Here is a 25,423-nt window from a genome sequence, read left to right on the forward strand (position 1 = left end):
CTTATAAAATGAACCGTTTTATTGAACTCGGTAGGTTTTACTCTTCGGCTTTTAACTAATCGTTCAATTTAATGACCAGAATGGGAGTCAACATCCATAGAATATCCACAAGTTTGTGGATTATGAAAATATGATAAGTATCAATACGAGTTTAGACTCTTTCCATATCATCCTTAGTAATATCCTTAAATGTTATATTAATAATGGTTAAGTAAAGAAAAGATATTTGTGGTTTTTTTTCAAATGATTAATTGCTATCAAATTTATCAAGGCATCCAAAATGATTAAATTGCCTCATAGCGATTCTATAATTAAAAAGGATTTTCTTGATCTTCTTTTTCGTCAAAGTCTTCTAAAACAGTAAATTCATATGAATTCATTTTTTTGTAAAAAGTATATGAATAATTTGTAATGGCAAAGGAATCAATTTCGCTGAAGTAATGTTTTTTGAACCTAAATTCTGCTTGGGTTAATCCTTTTGCGAATCCTCCAATACCAGAAAACAGGCCTAATAATACGAGTTCCTTCATAATTTACTTTCTTCAGAATTGGGAGTAATTATAAGAATGCTATTTCTTCTGATTTCTTGTTGATTCGGTTTGGTTCTTTGTAATTATTATGAAGATAGATTGACAAAAGGGAATTTATGGTTTACATTTGAGTAGCCCTGTTTACATATAAATTCATAACAGATCAATCAAATCGTATGGCTATTACAAAACACTTACCAGATACAATTCAAACAAATATTCCTGAATTATTGGTCTTATTTAGGGATAGTCTAATTTCAAATTTGAACGGTCATACCTTTACATTTAATGGTATTTATGAAAGTGTAAGTTCTCAGGCATATCATAATAATATGTTTTATTATGACCGGGTTATTGATAAAGACACTCGGAAACATATTACTTTGTTTCTACACAAAAAATTCAAGAAACACCTTAAAAATAGGGAGCCTTATGAATTTACCGGAAAACTTCAATTGCATAGAGAAATCCGATCTGGTTCAATAGATATACTGTTGTATGTTTCCAATATTGATGTGAGCAAAGATGAAAAGCAGTTTATTACAGAGAGTGAGTATAATCTGGTTAAAACTAGATATGATAAAGGCTTTTTTGATGTTGAAGGGGATATAAGTAATAAATTGTATAACAATGTAAATCCTGTAATTCTAGTGTTAACAGGAAAAACAGCTAAAATTCAAGGGGATTACCAACAAGCTTTGCATCATCCGGAGTATTACCAGATAGAAACGGTAAAAACAAATTTTTCTAATAAGAACCAATTCTTTAAAACACTTGAAAATATTGATAGTTCTTACGATTACTTGGCTATTGTTCGTGGAGGAGGCAGTGGATTAGGTTTTTTTGACCAGGAAGATGTTTGTAAAAAAGTATTGGAAACTAACATTCCTTTCATAACCGCAATTGGTCATGAATCAGATAAAACAATGTTAGAAAAAGCTGCGGATAAAGCATACACAACACCCACGGCTTTTGGTAATGCATTGGAACAACTGGTGCAAAAAGATATGAGCTATAAAAGTCATATGATTGCTCTTGAAAATGAAATCACACAGAAAGGCAAAGAGTTTACTACCAAATTAAAAGAAGTGCATACGGACAATGAAAAACGATTGGCACAAGAACATAAAAGCTTTGAAGAAAAAATGAATGCCTTTAAACTTCGGAAAAGAAAAGAACAAAATATATTTATATCTGTTATTTTAGGGCTTCTCCTACTATTGATTATTTTTTACTTTATTAAATAATTTTAGAAGAATCAAAAGATGCGTTATTCAGAAAAGTTTTTCGGTAAACCACTAGAACAGGTTACATTCGATGATGTTGTTAGATTTTGTGACAAAGAACCAGAAGAAAGGTTACATCTAGAGTTTAAGAGTAGCACAAATAAAGTTAAGGATGATATTTCAAAATTAACCAAAGATGTTTGTGCTTTTTTAAACACTGAAGGAGGGTTGTTAATTTATGGTGCTCCAAGGGATAAAGATAATAAGCCTAAAGGCCCCTTTTTTTTTACTAAAATGATTGTTAATGATTTATCTAAAAGTTTATCCGATACATTAGACCCCTATCATATCGACATTCGATGTCATCAGATTGAAATTGAAGGAGGGAATGTTATTTTAATTGATGTGCCAAAAAGTGATGAACTTCATCAAATAGTAACTAAAGGATTTTATATAAGGGTAGGGGAACAAAGCAAGCCGGCATCTACTAAATTAATAGAATCCAGATTACAAAAAAACTTAATTCCAGATTTAGAAATTAAATATAAAATCACCAAAATACCATTCTATAATTTGTTGTCATTTGACAAGGGCTTTGAATTGAAAATAGAAATTCATAACCATTCGACAACTACTACAAAAAATCTTAGAATTCTGACTACTTTATTTAATATCTCCAGAAGTAAAATAGGAGATAGATTTATTCAACTGTCAGAGAAATATAAAAAGGCTAAGGTTTTTACACTTGATTATCCTTCCGGTGAAATATCAAAAGGGATGAAAAGTTATCATAATATAGAGTTTTCCTGTTCAAAAACTTGCTTGATTCATATAAAGGCCTTTACCCAAAATAATGGTCATGTTGAAAAACTTATTCTTTTTAATCCTAAACATCAAAAAACAATACAAGAGAAGGATAATGAAGGGCTGCTATACAGTAGATTTGAAGAGGTTTTGAACCTGTAGCTCATTCGCATAAAGAATAATAACTCATACAACTGATAAGTTGTTCTTACTCAAACAAATCTCCAGAAGCGTTTTTATTTTGAATATAACTAGTAACATCACTATTAGTTGGGTATGCTACTATTTTGCCTTTTTTAGTTCCTTTCTTACAATCGCAGTTTTAGAACAAAATCGCTTTGGAATATAATTTGAAGAAAAAAAAGAGGTCTGCAGCTCCTGTTCATAAGCTTCTAATTCTTTAATCCGATCTAGACAGAATTTCAAGATTTGTTTTACTTCTGTATGGCTCCATAACTTTTTGAGGCTATATGTTTTTTTAAAACCGTATTAACTATTTCCTCCTTATTAACATATTTAAATTCCTTATCTTTTTTTGAATAGTTTCAATGCGTCTTTGGGCTACACTAATTTTAGAATAAGGTGTTTCCCTGAGGATTCCTATGAAATTGACCCGGGTATTCCTGTTTAAATAGCGCATAGTAAAACAGTTCCCAAAAGCGTATTTATTTAGGTCCTTGCGTACGTCCATCATGATAGAGTGTATACTCGCAAATCATTTTAACGATGGCTGCATTTCGGTCTTTATAGGTATGATTTCCTTTAAAGTCTCTTTCCTGTAGTAACATTCTGATTTTTTTACCTTCTTCCTGATCGATATAGCGTTTGCACCCTCTTATAAATGCTGCCCGCGTACACCCCATAATTTTACGCTGTCTCATATTGACATAGACAAAGTAGCTTTTCCGAATTTTATATTCTTTCTCAGAAATTTCACCAAGCGCAAAGGCACGGGAACACAGGTCATATTGTTCATCAACGATTAGTTGTGCAATACGCACCATTTGATACTTCGGAATTCGATCGCGGTATCGGGTTACATCATCGACCTGATGATGCAATCGCAACCAAGTACAGTTTTGCCATTCTGAGGTGGTGATTTTAGCCACCGATTGATGCGTAAGCAGCACATCAATTCCTTTATGTCTGACGGTACATAAAGCACCGATCATTGATTGTCCTTTTGCACCTGCCATATAATGATCAATATCATCCAATACGATCATTCCATTTTTAAAATTCTTCAGGATTTTATCAACTACTTCTTTTTTGTCATTGTCATCCATAGCTGTGCCATCCGAATTAAAAGGACGAATGCGACGTGCAGCTACTTTGGAGAGTGCTCTTAAATAGTTCGGGTTTACGGTTTGAAATTCTGGATAATCATCATCATTGGTATCAAAGGCTAATACTTTACGCCCTTTCTTGCCTGATGGCATATGATCCGTCATATACCTATATATTTCAAGCTTGTTACGAAATGTTTTCCCAACTCCTGTTTCTCCACAAACAAGCATGATCATGGGCTGTCGTTCTGATGCTTCCTTTTGATAATTTATAGGTGTTCTTTGGGGAACTTTCTTTTTTGGTGCCATTTACATTGTAGATTAGGGGTTCATAGTCTCTGGAAGGTCAATGGGGTCATATTCATCGGTAAGTAGGCTGTCATTATCTTCAGGGGCGCTTGCAACATAGGAGTCCTGAGATTTTGTGAATTCCAGATCCCCGTCGTCATGTAAAATAGTAGCAACGGCGTCTTCTTTTTTGTCTGTTTGCTGTTCTTCTTCTCGAATAATATCCCGCATTCGCTCGGTTAAGAGCTGATTTTCTGCTCGAACTTCCATAACCACTTGTATTTTTTTCATTGCAATGGACATAATGGCTCCTGTTAATTGTTGCTCTGGAGTCAACTTTTTTGCTTTTTGCTTGAGTATGGCAACAATCAGAGGTTTCAGCATGGCTTTATCCTCTTTGTCTAATTTTAGCCGATCAACATTTTTTTGATTTTGTTGATCAATAAGTTCAATGATCTCTTCATATTTAAAGAACTCCTGATGCTTTCCAATTTTTATAAAATACCCACCCCCAACGGCTAATACATTATTGGTCATTCCCAGAATGGTATCAGCCGCCTGTTTTGCCGTTGCGGTAGGCAATTCAAATTCCGGTTCTTTTTCCACGGATTCTGTTGAGTTGTGCTGTTGCGAACCTACGTCCTGTTCCGGTGCATCGAGGGGTGGTACTTCCTTGAATTTTGGTGTTTGGGTTGTTGTTTCATCCTCAATCGTAGCGGTGGATTCACCAGCTTGCTCATGGATGGATTCCGGTTTCCAGGGATTCCAATTTGCAGGGTCATCCGCAGCATCTCCTTTCTCTATGACCGCTTGATTTAGAGGGCTAAATTCTTCAGGTTGCGGGGACTCAAAATCAACGTGCTGACGATCATTACTGAGCACATGAATTACTTCTTGTTCTATATCTTTCATGGTGTTACGCTTGTTTGGCTATAAAGTGTATGATGCTTTTCTCCAGTGCATTGAATCGTTGCATAAACTCCTTATAGTATTGGGGAACCGTAAGGAGTTCCTTGCATTTGTTATAATGGTGAATCACAGCTCTTTTGGATTGGCCAAAGGGTCTGCCCATTTTTTCATGACTCATTTTCTGATATTTTCGAATCATATAATAGGCAGCCATTCGAGCATCATTAAATTCTTTAGAGACTGGGATTTTACTGCCGATTTCCTCGCAAGAAAACTGGCGCTGACTCTCCGAGATGATGTAGGCTGTCAGCATCTGTGCTTTTTGTTTCCGATTGAGGGGTCGTTGCGCACTTTTAGCAAGTACACGGATCATCTGAATAGAGGAAGTCATCCCAAATTCTTGAATCAATGCCTGTATTTCTTCTTGCAGTTCTATATGAGGTATCTTATCAACATTTGCCATATAATCATCCTATGCGTTCTTGATCTTCTCTTTCCGGTGTTGGTTTCCCATTGGTAATTTTCATTTCTTTAGAAATCGGATCATATGTCAACTGTTTTCCTATGGGAACTATAAAGTAATGGGTGCCAAAATCATCAGGACGCACTAATTTTAATTTACCAAGTATGGTAGTGTTCCAAAATAAAGAGGCAGTCAGCCCCATGGCTCTTAATTCCTTTTGCTGTATATTTTTTGTCCATCGTACTTTTTTAAGCATGGCTAGAATTTCGATATCATCGGTCGCTTTACTTTTTACCTTTTCGATTAATACGCCTTTAATAGTACGTAGAAGTTGCTGGTCTTTATCCTCCAGACCTTTCCATTGGCTTGAATTTTGTTGTAGTTCCTTTGGGGTTTCCTGATACAAAAAAAAGGTTTGCCAATAGTGCGCAATTGATTTTTTTACCTCTTTAGGAAGATGATAGGTTACAATCTGGTTGGATTCTATAAATTTTTTAAATCTAATGCTGGTGGGTGTCATGTATTCCGTTCGTTTTTTGATGTATTGATGATTGACGTTGGGATGCTGTATTAGTGATCGTTTTGAGGAATAATATTATAGGTATAGTACCAAAAGGAGTTTTGAAGTACCGTATATTTCCCGATAGCTGTTCTCCTCCCCAAATCTTGTGTAAACCCAAGTTTTTGAAGCTCATCCCAAGAAATATTTCGAGTTCTTTTTATGGCTACCAGTTGATCCAGAATCTGTTCATCAGATTTCTTTGTTTCTTTTGCTTGATCTTTGATCACCTTTGGAATGGCTGGAGACTTGATTAGGGACTCCAGACGATCATTATTTTGAAGCTCATCCTCATATTCCTCTTCGATAGCTCCCAGAATTTCATAGTCCAACTGTTCTAACTGATCGAGGAGTTCTTGCCTATCTGAATCCTGAATATTTTGAAGAATATTATGGAGTTTCCAGAACAAGACCATCTTATCCAGAAGAGGTTTTGGCAGTTCAGACCTTTTAAGACGATTGGTTTTTAAAAATTGTTGAAACTTTATTTTCTTCATTGTTACATATTTGGTTAAGCAAGGGATAGGTTGGACACTGTTTTTTGATCTAACGTTTTCTCTATATAACTAGAGAGTTGTGCAGTGAGGATAGAAGTAAGCACCACCATCCCAAGTGTTTTTAGTGCTTCTGCACCTTTGGGTGTCTGAATTCTAAAATCATCACTCTTTTCATTTTTTCCGATATTGTAAAATACCAATGCTTCTGCTACTCCGATGGTAAATCCTGCTGCAGTGGTGATTAAAAATTTTTGTTTTGTCGTCATGGTTCAGGGTGGTTTTTAGGTGTCTAGTTTTTCTTCAATTTTTTTAAAGCCTTCTTCGATTTGTTTTTTCCCTCTATCTATTTCCCGTAGAGAGGTCATTTCAAAGTTTTCCAGAATTTCACGATGAAAGCGCATCAAGGTTTTCTTATTTTTTTTTTGCGCTTCGGGTTTGTTTTTAAGTCCGTTAGGAATCAGTTTACCAATGGCAATAATGTGTTTTCTAATTTTTGCATAGCGTGTTGGTGGTGGTTTTTGTGGAAGCACTTTTCTGCGTTCCGCTCGAAATGCTTTTAATTCCCGATCACATTTTTTTAATTCTTCATTCATTTCATAGGCATCTTCTTTAGTTTTGGTTTTTTCTTTTTTTGGAGTCTTCTTTTTAGGTGCCTTGGAAGGCGTGCGTTCTTTTTTTAGTACTGCCTTTGGTTTGGGAATTGCCTCTTTTTGATCCGAACAAGGGCTTTTCCCCTTTGAATTTTCAAATAGCTGCGCTTCATGTTCCTGTAGAAGCTCCCATAAGGAGTCCATAATGGGTTGAAATTCTTCAATAAAAAATTCCTTGTCCTGTGTCCCTTTGTAATCTTCAAGAGTTAATTCAATCTCCTTTTTAAGACTGGGGGTGTTGATCTTGTTAATGTCTAACTGTTGTAAATCCTGTATTGTAATCATAGTAGTGGTGGGTGTTATGCGCTTATTTTTTGTTTTTTTAAGGCAAGTTCTATCTTGATAAGTCGTAGTCTACTTTCTTGCTTTTTTCGTTTAATTTGTAAGGCTTCTTTGGATAAATTTCTAGAAGGGTCTCTCTTCTTTTTTACTTCTTTCTTTATGGCATCCGGAATTCCAAACAGTTCCCATTGCTCAAAATCTTCCTGTTGGGTAATGAGATGTTCGGTCTCTTCGGTGGTATTCAGGGCAAATACTTGCTCTTTTTTCTTAAAGCGCTTTTTTGCTTCTTTCTTTGACAGTACTGTAAAAGAAAAACCATCGGAAAAAACAATACGATTCTCCGTTTCAATTGGAGAAGCCTCGCCCTTATAGATTGCCCATAAATACGCATCTGCACGTTCTGCTTTGGCATTTGGGATGGTAAAATCTTTGGAGCGCTGTTTTATCAATTCATGGACGGCTACCAAATCTAATTCTCCTTGGGTATACTGACGAATATAGTCCTGATTATGAAGAGTGACATTCCGTAGTTCTTTATGCGTTAATTTTTTGGTTTTATACATAGTTTACAGTTTATGATCAATGGCGAATTCCTGAGTGTATACACTACTCAATCCCTTAAAAAATCTATTGGCTTCCTCTTGATTGGCGTAATGAATCGAACAGTGTTGGGGTCGCCCATCGCTATAAAAACATTCGTATCGATAATATTGTAATGGTCGATCCGGGTCACTAATATCTATAGAGGTCCATCGTAGGAGTAAGGTATCGGGATGACTGCCAGAGGTCATAATGTTAAAATCGACACACTGCTCTTTACAGTTTTTTTGAATTTCTACGGCTCTATCCATCATGTTATGAATCACCGTGGTTTCAATGGGAAGGTTTTCTTTGGCTGTTTTCATAGGCTTTATTGTTTTAGTTTTGTTGCATAGGTTTTAATAATTTGAGCGACTTCCTGAACAGCGGCATCCAGCGAATAGCTGTTTTCAAATACGAATCCTTTTGGATTTAGTACCTGAACAATCTCTTTTCCGATGTCTTTCACTTGAGTTCCTAGAGCTTGATCGATGGGTGTTTTGAAATAATTACTGAGTGCAATAATGCCCTGAAACCCTCGATACCTGAAATATCTTGGATCACAACTGATCAGTAAGAGTTGGTTTTTATCCAGTGGGTGATGGAAGGGTTTGACCGTAATGATTCCAACTCGGTAGCTCGTATCGTAAAACGTTTCTAAAATGACATTTACCTGAACAGGAATTCCTCGTACTTCCATAAATTCCACAAGGGCGGCGCACCCCAAGCCAACATATACCAGTTCATCTCCCTTTGTTTTTGCGTTGGCGCCTGCTACAATATATACTTGTAAAGAAGGGTGTGAGGCAGCGTGATTCGATCGATGACCATATACTTTTTTCGTTAGCGTACATTTATTTTCACGATCTAATTCAATTTTCATCTGGGAGATATGCTTTTGAATCGGAGGGGTTATAGCGGTAGGTTGCATTCGAAACAATCCGGTTGCCGCCCGATCAAATGAAAATACCCCCAAACCTTTATCGTTATACACTACGGTGGGTTTCTCAATAATTTGATCCTCTAGCATTCGTAGATATCCTTCCAGTGCCGTATTAATTTTTGACTGAACTTCCTGAAGGTATTGCATCCCTAAAAATTGCTGGTGTGCTACTAATTCATCGATTGTTTTGGGGGGCGGGGTTCCAAACCAATCAGAATGATTTCGTATACGATTTTCAGCCCGTTTATGAATTGCGGCCCTTATTTTTGCATGAGCAGGCGTTAATTTTTCCAATTGCAAATCCACGAATTCATGAAAAGCATGTACGCTATCAAAAAGGCTGTAATACACAGTTCCTGAGGGGACTGCTATGGTATGTATTTTTGGTGCGATCATCTGGTAGTACGTCCATTTCTTCGTAAATACTCCGTGATAAATTCATTTTTCATCTCCAACCCCCGATAATTATTCAAAAAGGTGGATACATCAGTTTCTTGTTTAATGTGTGTGGCTTTCTCGGTATTGATGACCAGAAAGTAGCTATCCATACAATCCTTGAGCGTTTTGCCGTTTTGAACCCTTTCCAGACGACGTCCTGCCTCATTCTTGATTCCTGTTTCTCGCAACATTTCCTGAAGATAGATACGTTGAAAATTCAGCATGGTTCGCAGGGTCATAATATCATCCATATCCGAAGTACTTTGATTTTTTCCTTCCCATGCCAATATGGAATTCCGGATTTTAATGCATTGATTCACCAGCGCAGGATACACCAGTGCGCGTTCCAGACGTTCATTAAAACCAATTTCATAAATGCTTCCACTAAAACGATCTAATAAGGAGCTGTCTTGTTTGTTATTTCCGATGTAATTACTACTCATGGCTTTTCCTGTAACATTCCCTGTTACGATGCACCCAAAGTCAGGATGCTTTACAATAGGCTCATTGCGTCCATTAAAAGTAATCGCCTCTTCTTTGGCAGTTTTTGCCAGCGGATCATTTAATAATCCTGCGGTATTGGGATCGAGCTTGGGGAGCTCATCAATGATTAAAATTTTTCCATCTCTCCAAGCCTCGATAAGCCCTCCTTCTTTGTAGCCACTCATCGTTTGTCCTCCTTTAATATCAATAGGAGAGGTATACTGATTACAGCTTATAATCACAAAAGGCAGTTCTTTTTTATCATTTTCTTTTCTTCCAAAATATGCATAGGCAACTTTTTCGGCAAGGGTTGTTTTTCCGGTTCCGGCAATGCCCTTTAAAAAAACATTGTTACCAACATGCAAATCATCCAATATTTTCATAAAATGTGGAATTTGAATGATCTCTGGAATGTCTAATGTAGGTGTATATCTATTCATGTATCTATGCGTTTGGTACTCGTGTATATGTTGTAGTTTTCAATTCCTGATAGAGTTGCATTCTATCCAGTAGTATGTCTATAGGTTCAATGGGGGTGATCATATCCTCGTATAAGGCTTCCCCAAATTCTTGTGGGGTATACCTTCCAAAGACAAATTCCGGATTCCCATTTTCATGTGGATGATTAAAGACAAAATAACCCAATCGTTCTATCGCTTTGTGGAGCGGTAAGGCGGCTACCTCTTTAAGGGTGTTTTTGAGTTCTTTTGCAATAGGACTGCTTTTAATGGCACTTTTCCACGCCAATACAGGGATGGCAATATTTTTAAAAACAGGGATTAGAGAAAAAGTATACTTTTCTTTATCGCGTAAAGACCGATTATAACTGACCCTTCCATAAGGAAAGGTGGCATCAGGTTCTTTATAATCAATAAATCCATCAACGGGATTACTACCATTTCCATAAGCACGCCCCAATTCATAGGTGTAGATAACCTCTTCTCCTCCAGTTCGTTTGTTCCAGTCGATCTGATTCTCAATTTCCCAATCCTCTAATTCTTCTGCTTTGCCTTGAATTTTGATTCCAAACCCATCTAATGCTTTCAAAAAGGCAAAAAGACGATCCATGGATAACACGGCAGTCATATCTCCACCATTTTGAATAAATTCAGCCAGTTCATCCGGGCTTTGTCCTTCTTGTTGTAAAATGAGTCTGCGCAAGGACGGTTCGATGGCTAACAAATAGTTTGATTTCTTATTGATGTATACTTGCAGGTGTTGTTCACCGATACGTTTAAATTTGATTTTGAGGGTATGATCTTCAAAAACAGTATCGGTTTCCAATGCTCTAATTTTTGTAATCCCCTCTGAAATAGGCACCAGTGCATAGTGCCCCCCTTCTTTTCCAAATTCCCGCGCCATCAGAATCCCATTCTTAAGAGTTCCTTGGGTCGTATTATATTTGATAAGCCTATTATGCGCATCTATTTCACCAGAGACAGCAAGTATATTCTCTGTTAAAATAAATCGTTTCTCCCGTTTTACACTGGCGTTTTTAATCAGGGCATTCCATGTAGTAGGAACCGTTTCCCGTTCTTGTTGGGTAATCTCTTTACTCTCGGCGTAAATGGTACTCAAATAATCGACCCCATTTTTTAGATCATACGTAATGGTTTTGCGCCCGTCAGCGACTGCAAAAATGAAGGATATATTACTCAAGGTATAAGGATTTGCACTCGCGCCCATTTTAAACCCTAAGAAAATACCCCAAGATGCTTCCATCATAGATCCAACAAAAGGAACCTTAACCACTTCACCCACGACCCAATATCCTGCATAGCGTTTGATCTTTTTATAAATGGATTCCAGTTCAAGAAGATAGGTGGTAAGGGAAACACGTTTTTGATCAATTCGGTCTTGCTGCCGTTCTCTAAAAAGCGCTATTTTTTCATTTTCCTCTTCCGAATCTGCAGCACCGATCTCCGGCATTTCCTCCAGTTCTTGGGTCATTTGCTCAATAACTCCCCTGCGTTTTTCTTTTCGTTGTGCTATGAGTTTGGGATATGCTTCTTCTAATGCTTCCAGAAATTGAGTTTTTATGACCTCTGGGGTTCCTTGTTCTAATGTTTTTTGAAGCCGCTCCTGAATTTGAGCCTGCGTAAAGGGACGATTTAGATTATTAATAATCGTCTGATCTCGTATGGCATCTCTTCCGAAGGGCGTTTTTCCACCCGTTCCTCGATACTGTAAAAAGCGTTTTTGAATGTCTGCATCAAGAGGGAGAAATTCGGTTTCTAAATCATAGGTGCCTTGTTGTTTTTCTAGGGTGATGCGATGCGTATAACGCGCTAACAAATCATTGAATAAAACATCCTGATCTTCCACTTTTAAAAGTCCTGCTCGTCCTGTTAATTGACGAATTGCTCCTTTTTTACTGTCTTTACGGACTAATTCTCCACCCCAGTTTCTCGAATAGGTAGGGTGTCCAAGCTTTTCCGTAAGCATCGGGTTTTCATCTACCCATTCAAAAGCTACCTGATCCCCGTATTTATTAAAAAGATCCGGGCTTTTAAAAGTAGTATCACTTGTATTTTGAGATCCCGTCGTATTAGCATCCAGAGATTTTAATTTTCCCTTTAGCATGGTCATTAAACGGACTTCCATCGGAATATCACTGGCGATATAGAGATAGGCAGGCAACTGTACTTGTCCGGTTCTATTGATGCGTCCAATCTTTTGAATTTCAATATTTATATCCAACTCAAACTGGTGGCTAATCATGATCCGTTGTCGTTGGTCTTTAAACTCCTTGGATGCGTGTGCTGAAGCTCCTGTGCTTCCGCTTTGATTGATTAACAACACATCAAAGGTTCCGTTGTTAAATAGACGAAAGGATTCCTCAGTATCGCTTTTAAATGCGCCAACCACGGCAGTATCTTCTTCAAAGTACAAGCGTTGTTTTCTTCCGGTAACTTCGGCAACCTTAAAAAAAGCACCATCATGCCCTCCCAAATGGGGAGGTTTGGTTTCTCCCTGAAGCAACCTTATGAGTTGATCAATAGGACTTATGGTAAGCCCTGTACTTTCTAACTCCATATTTTTTTTGATCCGTTTGTACTCTAACAATGCAGCTTTTGGTAAGCCATGCAGGTCCACTTTTCGATGACTCTTTTTCCCTGCTATGTCCGTGTAGGTATACCCCAGAATACTCTCCAATCCTTTAATTAGGGTACGACTGAAATCCAACTCCTTCTTTTCCAAGATATCCCCACTTGCCACATTCATATCTTTTAAAAAGGCACCCATCGTTGATTTAAAGGCAATGACTACTTTTTTGTCTTGTCGCAATAATTCAAGGGTCTTTTTAGCGACTTCTTCTACTTTGAGGGCAAACAATAATTGATCGATGATATTGAACACTCTCGAAAAATAGGGAGCCTGTTTCACCCCCAATCCCGAGGGTTTTTTGCTAATGGTTTCATCAACTTGTTGTGCTTCCCGATGTATCTCTTGTAACTCCGCTGTGATATAGTTTTTCTCAAAATCAACCACATCGTTCATTAGCCCTATAATGCGATTGACACGTTCCCGATTGCGACTACGGGCAGGTTCCTGATCAAGGATCATATAGTCTACTTGTACTCCTTTGTTTGAGCGTTGTCGCAGTACTAGCTGTCCAGATTCTGAAAGGTTGGGGGCAATAATTTCCTGAAGGGCTAAGCCTCCGTTTGTCATTGCATCTACCAATTCCTCATCACTGAGTCCTGCTTCCATCATGGCCGTCTTTTTAGCATAAAAGGGCATGACTTTCGGGTTTTTGGCAAAAGTGGCACTTAAGAAACAACAAGACTTGACATGGGGCAATACCCCTCGCATCCAAATCCCTATTTTGGAGTCATAGCCCCCAGCAATGTGAGATTCATCAAGAACGAATACTACTTTTTTATATTTTTTTGACCCTTCCACACCATTTTTAATGACCTTTTCCAGCCATGTTCTTTTGTAAGGGTGCGCACTTTGTATTTGAGAGTAGGTAGTAAAAATACAATCATAGTCATGTTGGAGATACTCCTTTGTTCTGATGATAGTGGTCTGTGGAACTTCCTCGGGATCTGGGTAGGGCAATCCCATCTCTTTATACCAGGCAATCGCCTCCGGACTTTCGGTTGGATATACCTCTGAATAGGTGAGCAGTTCATACTGCGCTTTGGCAGATAAAGGACGAAACACCACTTGTCCCTCTGTATCACGCACATCTGCATTGGTAGTATTGAGTATAAAGGGGTTGATATCGGTGGTCTGAATGGCTTTTAGATCCCGATACATATCGGTGTATAAATTTGCGGACTTGGTAAAAAATACAGGTAAATATCCCTGCATTTTTGCATGCCTGATAATGGCGGCTGCCTGTCTTCCTTTACCTATACCCGTTTGATCTGCGATAATGAGTCCCTGTCCGCGCTCAAATTGTTGTAAATACAATCCAATCCCATCTATTTGTTCTTTAGAGAATGCTTTCCATAAAATGGCAGTAGAAATATATTTTAACTCGTTTCGGACATAGTTATCTATAGTCCCTTTTTCCTTGACAAGCGCATTTAGGGATTTTTGCACCTCGAAAGCAATGTTTCGGGGAATCAAGGTATGCATCTGAAAGGTCGCCTGTGACTTGGGGAGATACGGGACTAATGCGGTTTGTTGGGCTGCCATTTTAGCCAGTTGGTCAGCATCTTGTGTGAATACTTCTTGTTCAGATATGATTGCTTGGTCTTCCATAGGTATCGTTTTGTAAGGGATTGAGAACTCCTTAGTGGCGTTGATCAAGCAATGCTTCTAAATAACTTCTCAGGGTGATCTCACTATATAATCGTGTTACGTCTTCTTTTGGGAGTCCCCCAAACATTTTTGAGTCGGCAGGCAGGCTTTGATCCATATCTTCCCAATAGTGCTGTAGTGCCCAAAGATTGTTGACCATAACATCTGTTTGTATCAGAAAAGAGGCGATTTCCTCTACACTGTCCCCATCGGTATAACTGATTTCTAAGTAGCCTTCAATAAGGGCAATGGGATCTTCTCCTTCTTCAAAAGCCTGTGCAATCAGTTGATGTAATTTGAGATATATTGCTGCCTCATGATCCTTGTATCTTGTAAAAGGTTCCGGATGGGTAACCATATACAATATGGCTTCTTGTGGACTGGTCATCAGTTGGTTGTTATAAAATATCATAGCCGAGTTCTAATTTTAATTGTTGAATACAGTGTTCTATCGGACTTTTTATGTGGGAGCGTACCCGTTGCCAAAGCCCTTCAAAGGAGTCAATGATTTGATCCAAAACACCCGCTTCTTTTCTTTGCGGTGCAATAGTCGTATTGGAAGGGTTGTGTCTTCTTCCACTGATAAGGACTAACATCAGTTTCGGAGTAGCGCCTTGTTTATTGTATAGCGTATATCCGTTTAGATTAATTATATCATCGACACGATAGTGCATATACAACCAGTTAAAGAAGGGACGATGCTTGGCGAATCGTCCCTGATCGTCAAAATACACATGCCCCATAAGAAGAAGTGCTGCTTTGCCATTGTCTTTTAAGGTGTGTAATGCAATACCGGACATCAAATGTTCCAACCGCAGACGGTTTTTGTCCAATCGACGGTACTTATTGAAATATTTCGCGACCATCCGTTTTTTATCAAAGGCATCCGCACTCCAACTGGCAAAAGGAGGATTGGTAACCATAACCTCAAAAGACCGATCTAATTCCTCAGGGATCGGTGCAGCAGCATTAAAATGCGTACGGGTCTTAAAACCTTGATAGGCTAAAGAAGCGCTTCTGTTTTTATCTATTTCATTGACATGTGTTTTTTCCGGATTGGCGCCTAGTACTAATAGCCCATTCCCTGCACTGGGTTCAAATACAGAATTGGCATTTTTCATATCGGTATACTCCGCAATAATAGCCGCAATGGGACAGGGGGTAGAATATTGTTTGTAAAGTTCCTTGCTACTATCAGAATACGCATATGTCGGTTGCACCGTCTTCCAAAATTGAATCATGATCCTTAACCGATTTTCAAAAGAATCATCAGCATCGTAAAACATTTTATACCAGAGGAGCCAACTTAATTCTACAGCCTCCCAAAGCATTCCCATGTTTGGAACGCCCGCTTCTTCTTTGATCTTTTCGATTTGTTTTCGCGACAAACGTCGGGCTTGCATATAGTGATCTTGCATAATAGCAATCACTTTACTCAGGTAGTCATTTGGGTTATTGGAGGGCAGCCGTAACGTTTCTGTATCACCAAAATGGTCTTCTATCACCATCTGAACAACCGTATTGAGGGGAATGCTTCGATGATTTTCGGTGAGATGTGTTCCAAAAATAGCATTTAGCACTTTTGATTTAAGCGCTTCTTGCCCAGACTTGGTAGGCTCATGCCCCTGTGCGATTGCTTTTTTTTCAACGATAGCCCAAAGCTCATTTTTAAAGCGTTGCTGTTCTTTCGCTACTAAAGCTGTTACTTCCTTGATGTCGGATTGAAACCTCGCTATTTGCTCTTTTCTGGAAAGGATATTTTTTTTGTTTTTAAGTTCCTTTCGTTCTTCTAATGTAGCAATCTCCAGTTCCAGAATTCCAATCCGCTTTTGATACTCATTTTTAATGAGTTCTTTAAGGCGTACTTCCATATGCCGGAATCGAATGATACAATCCTTACTGGTCAAATGCCTTTTGAACGCTTGCTCCGCAGTGAAGGAGGGCGTAAATCCATAGCTCAATAATTGTTCTCGGATTTCTTGCGGACTTGTTCCTTTTGCTAAAACAGGAGAAGGAATCAGGCTCGTATCCACTTCGGATTTATGCTGTAAATCGGAAGACTCAATACGATCAATCTCTTTCTTTTTATCAACGATTGTATCCGATGCACTCTTTTGATCGACAACAGGTTTTTCCTCCGACGATGTAGCAGTATGCTCCGCTAAAGAAAGTCCTTGATCCTTGGCGAATATCTTGATCGCTTCTAACGCCTTTTGTAGTTTACTGTCTTTTATCTTCTGATTGGAAAGTATGTTATCCGGGTTTTCAAGGTGTTTGTTTGTCTGAAGTATGACATTTTCCAGAGCCAAGCCTAACGCTTCCAAGCGAGAGGATGCCAGCGCACTGGAATGACTAATGGGTTGGGAACTACCACTATGATCTCCAAATTCCTTGGATACTGAAGTAGCATATCGATACTGATCATTTTCATCACGCACGATACGAATTTCAACGCTGTACTGTGCCGATGCGGGGATCGGAATGTTGATCTGCTCTAACCGATCTCCTGCGAATGCTTTGGTATATACCCCAAAGGCATTGGTCAACACCTGTTCTTGTAGTAAGGTTTGTTCCGAAGGTCCCTTTTTTTCAAGGGGCACTAAAGGAGGAATTACCTGTCCTTTTGCCAAGAGTTGCCGAGCAGCTCTTTTCTGCAATCGAGGCGCAGCTTCTACGGACTTTAATTGCTCCTTATACACCTCTTTACCATATTGAAACGCAATGGCTTCTGCGATTTTCTTATATTGATCAAAAACAACAAAATTCTTTTTTTCAATACCACTGGAAGTGGCATAGGTAATGGTGACATAACTAAATTTATTGTGTACAATATTGGCGACATCCGCAGTGTGTGAGGGTCGAATAGGAATATCGAGATACCTGCCGTTCTTTGCTAAACTTGCTTTTAAATCGAGTCCGAAAAATTGGTAAGCATCATGTTTTGGCGCATAAAATAACGCCAAATTCCTTGGGTGAAACCGAAACCCTAACGATTCCAAATAGTCCGACAAATCTTTATGGGGCGTACTGTCAAAGTGCAGTTCCCATCGATTTAATTCGGGATGTAAGCGTATCTGTAAACGATTTTGCATGCGTATTCATTTTTGATTAGAACCCAAGACATACGTCTTTTTCTTAGATAAATACCCCGATAGTGTGGCTTGTTTGCTGGTAGATAATGGGTAGCCATCGGCTTTGGTGAAAAAGCAGTCGTACTGACACAGGTATCGTACACTACCTGAGGAACTGCAATGTTCACGCGCCTTGTTACCACGATCAAAAAGTTCTTTGTTTAAAAGTCACTTTTTACTACACACCCACCTGGGTTTTCTAAAAGTTTTGTTGTTATGGTGTCTGCTTATTGGAGCAATGAGCAAATTAGATGGGTAGGTTCTTCCTTTTCAAAAGTCACCCATACCGTTGTGAGATGAATAAGCAAGTCGTAACGGTGAATATCTCAGGACTCTTTGGAGATGTAGTGTGTTGGTTCTTCCTTTTCGAAAGTCACCAGAGCCCGTATTATTGTATACTACAGAAGGGGTATCCCTAATTTTTGGTGTGTCTACCTGAAAAAAAGCAATCTAATTTCTGTAAATGATATCGTAAATGTACTACTATTTTTGGTACTTTTTAAAGGTAGATCCATCTAAAAAGGTACGTAATCGTATCGCGTATCAACACTACAAATATTTGAAATTAAGAACAATACACTACGTATTATTGAGTGTATGGGGTATTTGAAATAGGTACGAAATTAGATGAATATACCTATAGATCGAAATAGGGATACTAAGAAGCCATCATATATCCATGATCCGTAATGACCAGAGAATTAATAATACCGTTTTCTCCCACTTCCCAAGTACGTTGTTCTACCATCCAATAATGTTCTTTCTCTATCCATTCAAATACATTATAGGTGCGATCATTATAGGTAAACAGTTCCGAAGGATCGAACATAACATCTTTTAGGTCTACTAGCACATTGGTGCCCATAAATTTGGAGAGCTTCACAAAATCATTTACACTGGGTAAATCGGGGTAATTCCATTCAAGATTTTCGATACGACGCTCGCCTGAGTCGTACCACGGTGTCTCACCCCATTGGATTGTGACATTGATTTTCCTCATAAATTGGTTTAAATTTCTAGTTCATTCGTGATGTTTTTTAATATAGGGGTATGCAATTAATTGAATGCTATTGTACAGGGTGTGTTTCTGTGCTAAAATACATTATTGAAACCGTATTTTATGTACGGTTTAACCGTAAATGTTGTTTGAAACGACCATCCATTGATCAATACATTGATATTCATTTTGTTATAAATACAAATTTTCCTGTTTTTTTATGGGGATTTCAATTATTTAAAAAAAAATTCAGGAAAAATTTTAGGGATAGGTATTTTTTCATTGCTTAACTGTATAGTCAATAAATTATTGTATTCTTTTTCAAAAAATTACCTGTTTTAGGGGATTCATCTTGAAAAGGGTTATATAAAGACCTCTGCAAAGTAGTTTTTTTGTTCCTCTGTAAAACTATGAAATTCCCAGACCATTTTTGCCGCAGCTTCTCCTATTCGTTTTCGCTCCTCGGGTTTTTCAATATAGCGGCTGACCGCAGTCTCCCATTCCGTATCCGTATGGGCTAACACCCCTGTTTTGTTGTCTTCTATCACCTCGCTGTAGATGGAATCTTTAGCAGCCACTACAGGAATTCCGAGGGAGGCTGCTTCCAGATATGTTCGTTCCGATTGAAATGTATTGATGATACGGGATTGCAGAGGCAATAAAAGGATATCCAACTGTAGATCCACTAATTTTTGAAAATAGTGCATAATACCCACCTCTTTATGATATTCTATCGGGAGCCCTTCGAAAGGTTGGGTTCCATCACTCAATACACCATCCCATCCATAGACCACAAAAACAAGGGTGTCCTGATAAGTGGTGTGAATATGTTGTAACACAGGCAAGATACGGAGCATATCCGATGCCGTTCGTAAATTTCCTAATAAACCAATACGTACTGCGTGTGTATTTTCTGATTCAGGATAGACCAAGCCTTCGTATCCCAGATACGAGATGAGTAACGGAAGCATGACCAAAGAAGGAGTGAGCACCCCAAACTTTTTTTTGAGTGCTCGCTCATAGGCATCTAATATCCTTTCATTGTGAGACACAATAAGATCCGCATGATTCATGTTTTCCTCTAAATAAGTCAACATTTGAGGCGTGATTTTCTTTTTTAACGGATCATCGGTATCCAAATAATGAAAGACTTGCCGAATAAACATGACAATCTCAAGATCTGGATTGATAGTTTTAAGTGCCTTAAAAAAGTAGCTACACCGTTCAGTAATTTCAGGGAAAATTACATAGTCTGCCCATAATATCCATGAATCCAATAATGGGAATTTCGGAAGATCAAACGGCAGCGTAAAATTTTCCTTGGTGATCTCAAGCAAATGTATTGAAAATCGAGGATCGGTTGTCAATTCTAAATAAGGTAAGAACATACTATAATAGTCTGTAACATTTATTTTGGGAGCTATAAATAATAAATGAACGCTGGTATCCATCTCTTTGGAGGAAGCATTTAGAATCTGCGTTGCTGTGGTTGGATTCAAATTATCTTTTACAAGTTTTTCTAAAATTTGCATACTGTGCTATAGGTGTTTGTAAATAAAGTGTTTAAAATGTGTGTATTACAGGTGTTTCTTATCAAATAGACACTTGCCGTCCACGTATGTATTTCGCGATAAGTGTGTCTGAGGCTCTATGATACACCAAGACAGTTCGTGCCGTAACTCCCCATTCTTCAATCATTTTCTGATAATTGGTCATCCCAATGGAAGGGTGATAGTTGTGCTTGGCATAAGAAGAAGACCATTCCCGTGAATAGAAGGTTCTTTTTCGACCATCCTGAAAATATACACGCATGACATAGTTGGAATCACGAATCAATTTATAATGACCATAGTCCTTTTTTTTTGGGGTACTCATTGTGTAAAATGCTGTATTAATACGCGTAATGGAATGACTGCAACACATTGGGTCTGATAGCATCCTTGTATGGTCACGCTATTATGTTCTACAGAGATACAGATGTGCAGGGAAGCGATTGGAATGTGATGCTCCTGAGCAAAGGAAGTAAAGAAGGAGTGAATTCCATTTTTTACTTTGTCTTCAACTCCCGGAAGCGGATGGCTGTTGGTAAACAAAAGAATCAATTCCCGCATAGGGATCTCTCTAAATATACATCCTTGGTTGTAGATTCTTGCATGGATTTCATATTCAGAGGTAAAAATGCGTACCAGAATTTTTTCTTTATTCCAATGCATCGTTTTTGAAAGTTGTTCGAAATACCCTAAAATATTGGTGGTCGTTGTTTTCTCATATCCAAAAACATCTACGTGAAGGGTTTGGATGGCTTCTTTGATTTTTTGTCCTAATACCGGACGTTTTTTACGTTGCATACTGTGAATGATTTTCTAAATTAATGATGTAATATGTGATATACGGCTTTTGAAAATTGCTCCGTATATATTGGGTTCTGGAGCTGTTCAATGCGTTTTTTGCATTCCAATAGTACTTGAATTCGGGGTCTTGCAACTCCGGTGTCTAGTCGTTCATTTCGTTTGAACTTTTGAATTTGAGCATGTACAATGCGCTGAATGGCTACTGATTTTCGATGTTTTTTTTCTAGGGTATACCACTTTTTTGTGCCTCTAAAACCTGTTAGATTTTGTATATCGAAATAGATATGGGGTAGCGGAATAAATCTTTTTTCAGGGCATTTGCCAACATATTTTGCGGCCAGTAGTATCCGCTCTTTATATTCCTCATGTGCTTTTTTAAGGGATGTTGTGGCTACAGTATTGTACCACCCATAGAGCAATTGCGTAGCGATGGTGTGTTGATAGGGTGTCAGAAAGGTATCTTTATAGAGTTTTTTTCGCGCAAAATCCCACAGCTGATCTGCGTACGAACGCATGAAAGTATGGCGAGCAGACGTATCAGAGCAGGTTGATGCTTTGATACAAGGTATTTTGGAAGGCACTTTAATGTGCGCATTCCCCTCAATGTGCCTGCTCACCTCTTTCAATTGTGTACTATCAAGCGACGTATCGCACCTTTGAAGGTCTTTCAATTGTGTGTATCCTGCAAAATTACTGGAAGTCGTTTGCGGTAGCAAACTCCTTTGTTTTTTTGAAGTCTTAGGATGAAATCTTTCATTTTTGATGATGGGCTGTTGAGACTTATCAACAGCTATTAGTATATTATTTTTACTTTTAGCTAAGTTTCTAGCATCTTTAGGTGGACACTTTGACACTTTACTTTTTTTAAACATCTGATTTACAGTGTTTAAAAATTTAGAGGCTGCTTCCTCATTTTTCGGAGTTATTAACCCATTTATACACAATATATCAGGGTTTATCCACAGGTCAAAATTACGCTCTCGACCTCGAAATATCTTTTTGATAATAACCCCTGCTTCTTGCAATCGACACAGATGTCTTCGAATTGTACGTTCACTTAATTGGGTCAGTTTGGCCAGATACGGGTTATTAATCCGCAGCTGTGGAATGGTATCACGAGTCATTTTAGAGGCCTTGTGATGAAAGTTCTTTTTTCCATATACCCGGATGAGCTCTTTAGCAGTTAATAAGTGCGCTCCTCGGATTTTATGCGCCTTATCGACGCTTTTATTATAATTTGAAATGTAGGTGTCCAAAGAAAGAAGGGACACAGAATAATCGATAAACATATACTGTTCGTTTTTTGATGATGAAAAAAATGAGGGGTGTAATTTGTATCAGGAGTGATGAGTTCCTGTGAGACCAATGTTAGACAGGAGCTTGTTCTCCGGAAACATGAAAAATATACACGCTATGAACGGGTATGGAAGGAGGTTGTTTTTTAATAGATTGATGCTGGTCTATAGTGCTTTTAATAGTGGCAAGGACTTCTTTTGCCCGGGTTGTTTTTATAACAGTGAGTTTCATTTGATGATACGTGAGAATAAGGTGAATAAAAAGGATGTAATCGATGGATGAAAAAGTGCTATGGTGTTTTAGATTCAATGATACTATGGTATTTCTCCTCGATGGACCGCGCATCGGTATCAAACTGCTGTATGATATCCAGTGCGGCATTAAAAAGAAGTGCCTGATTCTCTTCTTTTATTGACTTCCCAATTAAAAATCGGTATACCGTAGTCCGGGATAAGCCTGTTTTCTTTTGTAATTTGATAGAAGGTTCGGGTACATTTTTCTTGAGTACCTCAATGGTTTTGGTGATGTGTTCTTTACTTGGCATAATTTTCCAATACTTTAATTTTATTAATTTTTCATACGAAATAGATATCCCCATATCTATTTGCATGCTTTAAAACAAACATAAATAAGGTTTAACCTTTGTTATTTTACGGTATTCCGTAAAAAAAGTAGGTGCAACCATACTTAGTTCTGTTTTTTTTAACTACTTTTGAATCAGTTCTGAAACATGTTGAAACGTTATAGAAACATCTGATAAACAGATATTTGATAACATTTACAAGTCAAAACTAAGTAAAATAATTTTAACTTTAAGCTATTTATTTTCATTTATTGCTTAAAAAATAAGTAATTTTACTGTAATTTATTGATACACAATAATTAATAGTTGCTAATAAAATTAAACTCCTACCCTTAATGAAAAGCAATCCTATATTAGAATGTATCGATCGGCAGCTTATTAGAGCGATTGATATCATTCGGGAAACGCATAGAAAACACAAAATAAAACCGCCTACTGATTCCAGTATAGGACGGATCATTTACACCAATAATTATCATGTGGTCTTGCAAGTGCGAGAAGGTAAAAAACACATTCCACATTTGGCAGTGGTTGCCTTTGCCAAACACTACCAAATCGATATGAATTATTTTTATAATGAAGATTTAGTATTTCATTTCGATCTGGAAGATGGCATGCCCTTAAGTACCGTCGGGCAAAAAAGCAGAGAACCCCTACGCCAACATATAGAAAAGAAACTCACTGCCTACATAGAAACCCTAGCGGATCATGGGGTGGTGCTCGATGATAAAAGTAGGCAACAACTGTTTTCAGGCAAAGATGAACTTATCAAAGTCCTTGAGGGGTTTATGATCAAGGATGCAAGAAAGATTCTCAATAACTGGTGTGATGTCCTCTTTGATTGTCTGAAAGGACAACATAACGCCTTTCCTGATGATAGGCAAAAAACGGAGATGCCACCCACTAATGTTGCATTATACGAATCGATTATTGAGGCAAACCGAATCGCAATTGAGGCGAAAGCTGCGGAGATTGAAACCTTAAAAAAGTACATTGCTCATCTGGAAAAATGAGAAACGCAGTACATAACACACTATAATATAGAGCGCTCCAATAAAAATAAGAGCGCTTCTTTTTAGGGATACTTATTAAAAACAACGTTAAATTACCGATAGCGAATTAAAATTATTTATATTTGAACCTATATTAATCAATATATTTTCAGATTTGGATATAAAAAAAATGGACGTTGCTACCTATCACGTCTTACTTAACGAAAAGTTATTTCAAGTAAAACATAACAAGAATATTACCATACGAGCCTTGCATAGTTGGCGGGCTAATGGATTATTAGAGGACAGCAGACAAGATACAGGTTCGGGTAATCGAAATTACTTTAGTGCTATAGATTTAGTATGGGTAAGTACCATTGCAGATATGCGCGACATGAAAGTGGAGAGAACACGAATTCAACAATTACGAGAAGGCATATTTCGTTCCATGGACATTGGACATTCCGAAAAATACCCAGCTATAGAATACTATATGATGCATATTTTTGAATGGAATATTCCCATTTTTATGCTTTTAACCGATAAAAATGAGGTGCTCTTACTTGATGACAAAGCCTATTTTGATCGATTGGCTTCTGGGGAATTACAGAATCATATTTGTATCTCATTAAACAAGCAAATCAAAGATACCCTTCATGAGATTTATCTCCCTCCTGATTTTCGGGAATTTTCAGGATTAACGGATCAGGAGAAACAAGTATTATTCACCCTACGTGCAAAGCGATTCAAATATGTAAACATCACCCTAACCAATGGAGAGATACGACGTTTAGAAGGAACAGAAGAAGTGCCTCTTGAGATGGATATAGGGAATTTACTCAAACAAGGGAATTATCAAAACATAGAAATCAAACAACACAACGGAAAAGTCATGTGTATCAATAGAACATTGAGAAAGAATTTTGGTAAGAAATCTTAATTTTTTTATACAAAATACTCAAAAGTACCGACTCGCAAAATGACTGCCGATGAAGCAGAATGGAGCACTTTTAATATTAAATGCAAAAACAATATGAAAAATTTATGGAGTTGTCAGAATTATGCAAACTGTTGCATGTAAAAGACACCAAGACGGCTCTTAAGTGGTGTAAAAAACACAAAATCCCAACCATACTAATTAGCAACAAATTAATGACGTATACATTTTTTGTGAATGCAGTGGTAGATCGTAAAGTGATCAGTACCCTCAAAGAACAAGACCCAACGCATTGGAGAGAACTGTATAAATACTATATGACCAATGATCGATATGGATACGTTGTAGCAACAGAGTGCGTAAAAGAAGAAGAACCTATTAAAATGACTTCGTATCGAAGACCGAAGTCAGACTTGGCAAAAAATTTTGCTAAAGGTTTATAAT

At 37.8% G+C, this 25,423-nt stretch carries 27 protein-coding genes; 6 read left to right on the forward strand and 21 right to left on the reverse strand.

The genetic code is table 11. The features are described from left to right. Positions 1-311: 311 nt before the first annotated feature. Positions 312-530 carry a DNA cytosine methyltransferase gene (locus DZ60_RS0109930; RefSeq protein ID WP_025741924.1) on the reverse strand — a complete coding sequence of 73 codons (219 nt, stop codon included), beginning with the start codon at positions 528-530 and terminating at the stop codon, positions 312-314. 176 nt (positions 531-706) lie between these two features. Between DZ60_RS0109930 and DZ60_RS0109935 the strand changes: the two genes are divergently transcribed. Continuing rightward, on the forward strand, positions 707-1,777 hold the full coding sequence (locus tag DZ60_RS0109935) for an exodeoxyribonuclease VII large subunit (protein ID WP_025741925.1): 1,071 nt from the start codon (positions 707-709) through the stop codon (positions 1,775-1,777). A gap of 18 nt (positions 1,778-1,795) precedes the next feature. Further along, the gene (locus DZ60_RS0109940; RefSeq protein ID WP_025741926.1) at positions 1,796-2,722 is read left to right on the forward strand and encodes an AlbA family DNA-binding domain-containing protein; all 927 of its coding nucleotides are present in this window, start codon (positions 1,796-1,798) and stop codon (positions 2,720-2,722) included. 503 nt (positions 2,723-3,225) lie between these two features. Here DZ60_RS0109940 and DZ60_RS0109945 read toward each other — a convergent pair. The 19 genes from DZ60_RS0109945 to DZ60_RS0110035 all read right to left on the reverse strand — a co-directional run bounded on the left by DZ60_RS0109945 (position 3,226) and on the right by DZ60_RS0110035 (position 22,460). After that, positions 3,226-4,155 (reverse strand): DEAD/DEAH box helicase family protein, encoded by a 930-nt coding sequence (locus tag DZ60_RS0109945; RefSeq protein ID WP_025741927.1) that lies wholly within the window; start codon positions 4,153-4,155, stop codon positions 3,226-3,228. Between the two features lie 12 nt (positions 4,156-4,167). Beyond that, the gene (locus DZ60_RS0109950) at positions 4,168-5,046 is read right to left on the reverse strand and encodes a hypothetical protein (RefSeq protein ID WP_025741928.1); all 879 of its coding nucleotides are present in this window, start codon (positions 5,044-5,046) and stop codon (positions 4,168-4,170) included. 4 nt (positions 5,047-5,050) lie between these two features. Further along, the gene (locus DZ60_RS0109955) at positions 5,051-5,506 is read right to left on the reverse strand and encodes a hypothetical protein (RefSeq protein ID WP_025741929.1); all 456 of its coding nucleotides are present in this window, start codon (positions 5,504-5,506) and stop codon (positions 5,051-5,053) included. A 4-nt stretch (positions 5,507-5,510) separates the two neighbouring features. Continuing rightward, entirely contained in the window at positions 5,511-6,026 is a 516-nt protein-coding gene (locus DZ60_RS0109960; RefSeq protein WP_025741930.1) for a hypothetical protein, read from the reverse strand. Between the two features lie 50 nt (positions 6,027-6,076). After that, positions 6,077-6,562: a hypothetical protein gene (locus DZ60_RS0109965; protein ID WP_025741931.1), complete on the reverse strand. Its 486-nt coding sequence runs from the start codon at positions 6,560-6,562 to the stop codon at positions 6,077-6,079. A 14-nt stretch (positions 6,563-6,576) separates the two neighbouring features. Next, a complete protein-coding gene (locus DZ60_RS0109970) occupies positions 6,577-6,828 on the reverse strand; it encodes a hypothetical protein (RefSeq protein WP_025741932.1) in 252 nt (83 codons plus the stop codon). A 15-nt stretch (positions 6,829-6,843) separates the two neighbouring features. After that, entirely contained in the window at positions 6,844-7,497 is a 654-nt protein-coding gene (locus tag DZ60_RS24170; protein WP_025741933.1) for a hypothetical protein, read from the reverse strand. 14 nt (positions 7,498-7,511) lie between these two features. Further along, positions 7,512-8,057, reverse strand: a complete 546-nt coding sequence (locus DZ60_RS24175) for a hypothetical protein (protein WP_025741934.1) — start codon at positions 8,055-8,057, stop codon at positions 7,512-7,514. A gap of 3 nt (positions 8,058-8,060) precedes the next feature. Continuing rightward, positions 8,061-8,399 carry a hypothetical protein gene (locus tag DZ60_RS0109985; RefSeq protein ID WP_025741935.1) on the reverse strand — a complete coding sequence of 113 codons (339 nt, stop codon included), beginning with the start codon at positions 8,397-8,399 and terminating at the stop codon, positions 8,061-8,063. A gap of 5 nt (positions 8,400-8,404) precedes the next feature. Next, on the reverse strand, positions 8,405-9,412 hold the full coding sequence (locus DZ60_RS0109990; protein WP_025741936.1) for a hypothetical protein: 1,008 nt from the start codon (positions 9,410-9,412) through the stop codon (positions 8,405-8,407). Further along, the gene (locus DZ60_RS0109995) at positions 9,409-10,377 is read right to left on the reverse strand and encodes an AAA family ATPase (RefSeq protein WP_025741937.1); all 969 of its coding nucleotides are present in this window, start codon (positions 10,375-10,377) and stop codon (positions 9,409-9,411) included. Before DZ60_RS0109995 ends, DZ60_RS0109990 begins: the two co-directional genes overlap by 4 nt. 4 nt (positions 10,378-10,381) lie before the next feature. Beyond that, positions 10,382-14,653 (reverse strand): strawberry notch C-terminal domain-containing protein, encoded by a 4,272-nt coding sequence (locus DZ60_RS0110000; protein ID WP_025741938.1) that lies wholly within the window; start codon positions 14,651-14,653, stop codon positions 10,382-10,384. A gap of 31 nt (positions 14,654-14,684) precedes the next feature. Further along, positions 14,685-15,104 (reverse strand): hypothetical protein, encoded by a 420-nt coding sequence (locus tag DZ60_RS0110005; protein WP_025741939.1) that lies wholly within the window; start codon positions 15,102-15,104, stop codon positions 14,685-14,687. Continuing rightward, positions 15,091-17,784 (reverse strand): N-6 DNA methylase family protein, encoded by a 2,694-nt coding sequence (locus DZ60_RS0110010; RefSeq protein ID WP_025741940.1) that lies wholly within the window; start codon positions 17,782-17,784, stop codon positions 15,091-15,093. Before DZ60_RS0110010 ends, DZ60_RS0110005 begins: the two co-directional genes overlap by 14 nt. A 697-nt stretch (positions 17,785-18,481) precedes the next feature. Beyond that, complete coding sequence (locus DZ60_RS24870) at positions 18,482-18,688, reverse strand: hypothetical protein (protein ID WP_152537408.1); 207 nt, start codon at positions 18,686-18,688, stop codon at positions 18,482-18,484. 494 nt (positions 18,689-19,182) lie between these two features. Next, on the reverse strand, positions 19,183-20,271 hold the full coding sequence (locus DZ60_RS0110020) for a glycosyltransferase (RefSeq protein WP_161634385.1): 1,089 nt from the start codon (positions 20,269-20,271) through the stop codon (positions 19,183-19,185). A 142-nt stretch (positions 20,272-20,413) separates the two neighbouring features. After that, complete coding sequence (locus DZ60_RS0110025) at positions 20,414-20,695, reverse strand: hypothetical protein (protein WP_025741943.1); 282 nt, start codon at positions 20,693-20,695, stop codon at positions 20,414-20,416. After that, entirely contained in the window at positions 20,692-21,168 is a 477-nt protein-coding gene (locus DZ60_RS0110030) for a hypothetical protein (RefSeq protein ID WP_025741944.1), read from the reverse strand. Before DZ60_RS0110030 ends, DZ60_RS0110025 begins: the two co-directional genes overlap by 4 nt. A 20-nt stretch (positions 21,169-21,188) precedes the next feature. Continuing rightward, positions 21,189-22,460, reverse strand: a complete 1,272-nt coding sequence (locus DZ60_RS0110035) for a hypothetical protein (RefSeq protein ID WP_025741945.1) — start codon at positions 22,458-22,460, stop codon at positions 21,189-21,191. Between the two features lie 106 nt (positions 22,461-22,566). On the opposite strand from DZ60_RS0110035, the gene DZ60_RS24875 reads away from it, so the two are divergent. Next, a complete protein-coding gene (locus DZ60_RS24875) occupies positions 22,567-22,749 on the forward strand; it encodes a hypothetical protein (RefSeq protein ID WP_152537409.1) in 183 nt (60 codons plus the stop codon). 7 nt (positions 22,750-22,756) lie between these two features. Here the strand turns inward: DZ60_RS24875 and DZ60_RS0110040 are convergent, their stop codons facing one another. Further along, on the reverse strand, positions 22,757-23,077 hold the full coding sequence (locus DZ60_RS0110040) for a hypothetical protein (RefSeq protein WP_025741946.1): 321 nt from the start codon (positions 23,075-23,077) through the stop codon (positions 22,757-22,759). Positions 23,078-23,385: 308 nt separating this feature from the next. On the opposite strand from DZ60_RS0110040, the gene DZ60_RS0110045 reads away from it, so the two are divergent. From DZ60_RS0110045 to DZ60_RS0110055, 3 genes are all read left to right on the forward strand, one after another. After that, a complete protein-coding gene (locus tag DZ60_RS0110045; RefSeq protein ID WP_025741947.1) occupies positions 23,386-24,063 on the forward strand; it encodes a hypothetical protein in 678 nt (225 codons plus the stop codon). A 169-nt stretch (positions 24,064-24,232) separates the two neighbouring features. After that, on the forward strand, positions 24,233-24,982 hold the full coding sequence (locus DZ60_RS0110050; RefSeq protein ID WP_025741948.1) for a hypothetical protein: 750 nt from the start codon (positions 24,233-24,235) through the stop codon (positions 24,980-24,982). Between the two features lie 80 nt (positions 24,983-25,062). After that, on the forward strand, positions 25,063-25,422 hold the full coding sequence (locus DZ60_RS0110055; protein ID WP_034229331.1) for a hypothetical protein: 360 nt from the start codon (positions 25,063-25,065) through the stop codon (positions 25,420-25,422). The last annotated feature ends 1 nt before the right edge of the window (position 25,423 follow it).

The organism is Aquimarina pacifica (genome assembly GCF_000520955.1).
Taxonomy (GTDB): Bacteria; Bacteroidota; Bacteroidia; order Flavobacteriales; family Flavobacteriaceae; genus Aquimarina; species Aquimarina pacifica.

Coding starts and splice junctions, on each gene's coding strand:
- DZ60_RS0109930 (WP_025741924.1), bottom strand. CDS start 530: ATGAAGGAACTCGTATTATTAGGCCTGTTTTCTGGTATTGGAGGATTC.
- DZ60_RS0109935 (WP_025741925.1), top strand. CDS start 707: ATGGCTATTACAAAACACTTACCAGATACAATTCAAACAAATATTCCT.
- DZ60_RS0109940 (WP_025741926.1), top strand. CDS start 1,796: ATGCGTTATTCAGAAAAGTTTTTCGGTAAACCACTAGAACAGGTTACA.
- DZ60_RS0109945 (WP_025741927.1), bottom strand. CDS start 4,155: ATGGCACCAAAAAAGAAAGTTCCCCAAAGAACACCTATAAATTATCAA.
- DZ60_RS0109950 (WP_025741928.1), bottom strand. CDS start 5,046: ATGAAAGATATAGAACAAGAAGTAATTCATGTGCTCAGTAATGATCGT.
- DZ60_RS0109955 (WP_025741929.1), bottom strand. CDS start 5,506: ATGGCAAATGTTGATAAGATACCTCATATAGAACTGCAAGAAGAAATA.
- DZ60_RS0109960 (WP_025741930.1), bottom strand. CDS start 6,026: ATGACACCCACCAGCATTAGATTTAAAAAATTTATAGAATCCAACCAG.
- DZ60_RS0109965 (WP_025741931.1), bottom strand. CDS start 6,562: ATGAAGAAAATAAAGTTTCAACAATTTTTAAAAACCAATCGTCTTAAA.
- DZ60_RS0109970 (WP_025741932.1), bottom strand. CDS start 6,828: ATGACGACAAAACAAAAATTTTTAATCACCACTGCAGCAGGATTTACC.
- DZ60_RS24170 (WP_025741933.1), bottom strand. CDS start 7,497: ATGATTACAATACAGGATTTACAACAGTTAGACATTAACAAGATCAAC.
- DZ60_RS24175 (WP_025741934.1), bottom strand. CDS start 8,057: ATGTATAAAACCAAAAAATTAACGCATAAAGAACTACGGAATGTCACT.
- DZ60_RS0109985 (WP_025741935.1), bottom strand. CDS start 8,399: ATGAAAACAGCCAAAGAAAACCTTCCCATTGAAACCACGGTGATTCAT.
- DZ60_RS0109990 (WP_025741936.1), bottom strand. CDS start 9,412: ATGATCGCACCAAAAATACATACCATAGCAGTCCCCTCAGGAACTGTG.
- DZ60_RS0109995 (WP_025741937.1), bottom strand. CDS start 10,377: ATGAATAGATATACACCTACATTAGACATTCCAGAGATCATTCAAATT.
- DZ60_RS0110000 (WP_025741938.1), bottom strand. CDS start 14,653: ATGGAAGACCAAGCAATCATATCTGAACAAGAAGTATTCACACAAGAT.
- DZ60_RS0110005 (WP_025741939.1), bottom strand. CDS start 15,104: ATGATATTTTATAACAACCAACTGATGACCAGTCCACAAGAAGCCATA.
- DZ60_RS0110010 (WP_025741940.1), bottom strand. CDS start 17,784: ATGCAAAATCGTTTACAGATACGCTTACATCCCGAATTAAATCGATGG.
- DZ60_RS24870 (WP_152537408.1), bottom strand. CDS start 18,688: ATGGGCACCAATGTGCTAGTAGACCTAAAAGATGTTATGTTCGATCCT.
- DZ60_RS0110020 (WP_161634385.1), bottom strand. CDS start 20,271: ATGGATACCAGCGTTCATTTATTATTTATAGCTCCCAAAATAAATGTT.
- DZ60_RS0110025 (WP_025741943.1), bottom strand. CDS start 20,695: ATGAGTACCCCAAAAAAAAAGGACTATGGTCATTATAAATTGATTCGT.
- DZ60_RS0110030 (WP_025741944.1), bottom strand. CDS start 21,168: ATGCAACGTAAAAAACGTCCGGTATTAGGACAAAAAATCAAAGAAGCC.
- DZ60_RS0110035 (WP_025741945.1), bottom strand. CDS start 22,460: ATGTTTATCGATTATTCTGTGTCCCTTCTTTCTTTGGACACCTACATT.
- DZ60_RS24875 (WP_152537409.1), top strand. CDS start 22,567: ATGAAAAATATACACGCTATGAACGGGTATGGAAGGAGGTTGTTTTTT.
- DZ60_RS0110040 (WP_025741946.1), bottom strand. CDS start 23,077: ATGCAAATAGATATGGGGATATCTATTTCGTATGAAAAATTAATAAAA.
- DZ60_RS0110045 (WP_025741947.1), top strand. CDS start 23,386: ATGAAAAGCAATCCTATATTAGAATGTATCGATCGGCAGCTTATTAGA.
- DZ60_RS0110050 (WP_025741948.1), top strand. CDS start 24,233: ATGGACGTTGCTACCTATCACGTCTTACTTAACGAAAAGTTATTTCAA.
- DZ60_RS0110055 (WP_034229331.1), top strand. CDS start 25,063: ATGCAAAAACAATATGAAAAATTTATGGAGTTGTCAGAATTATGCAAA.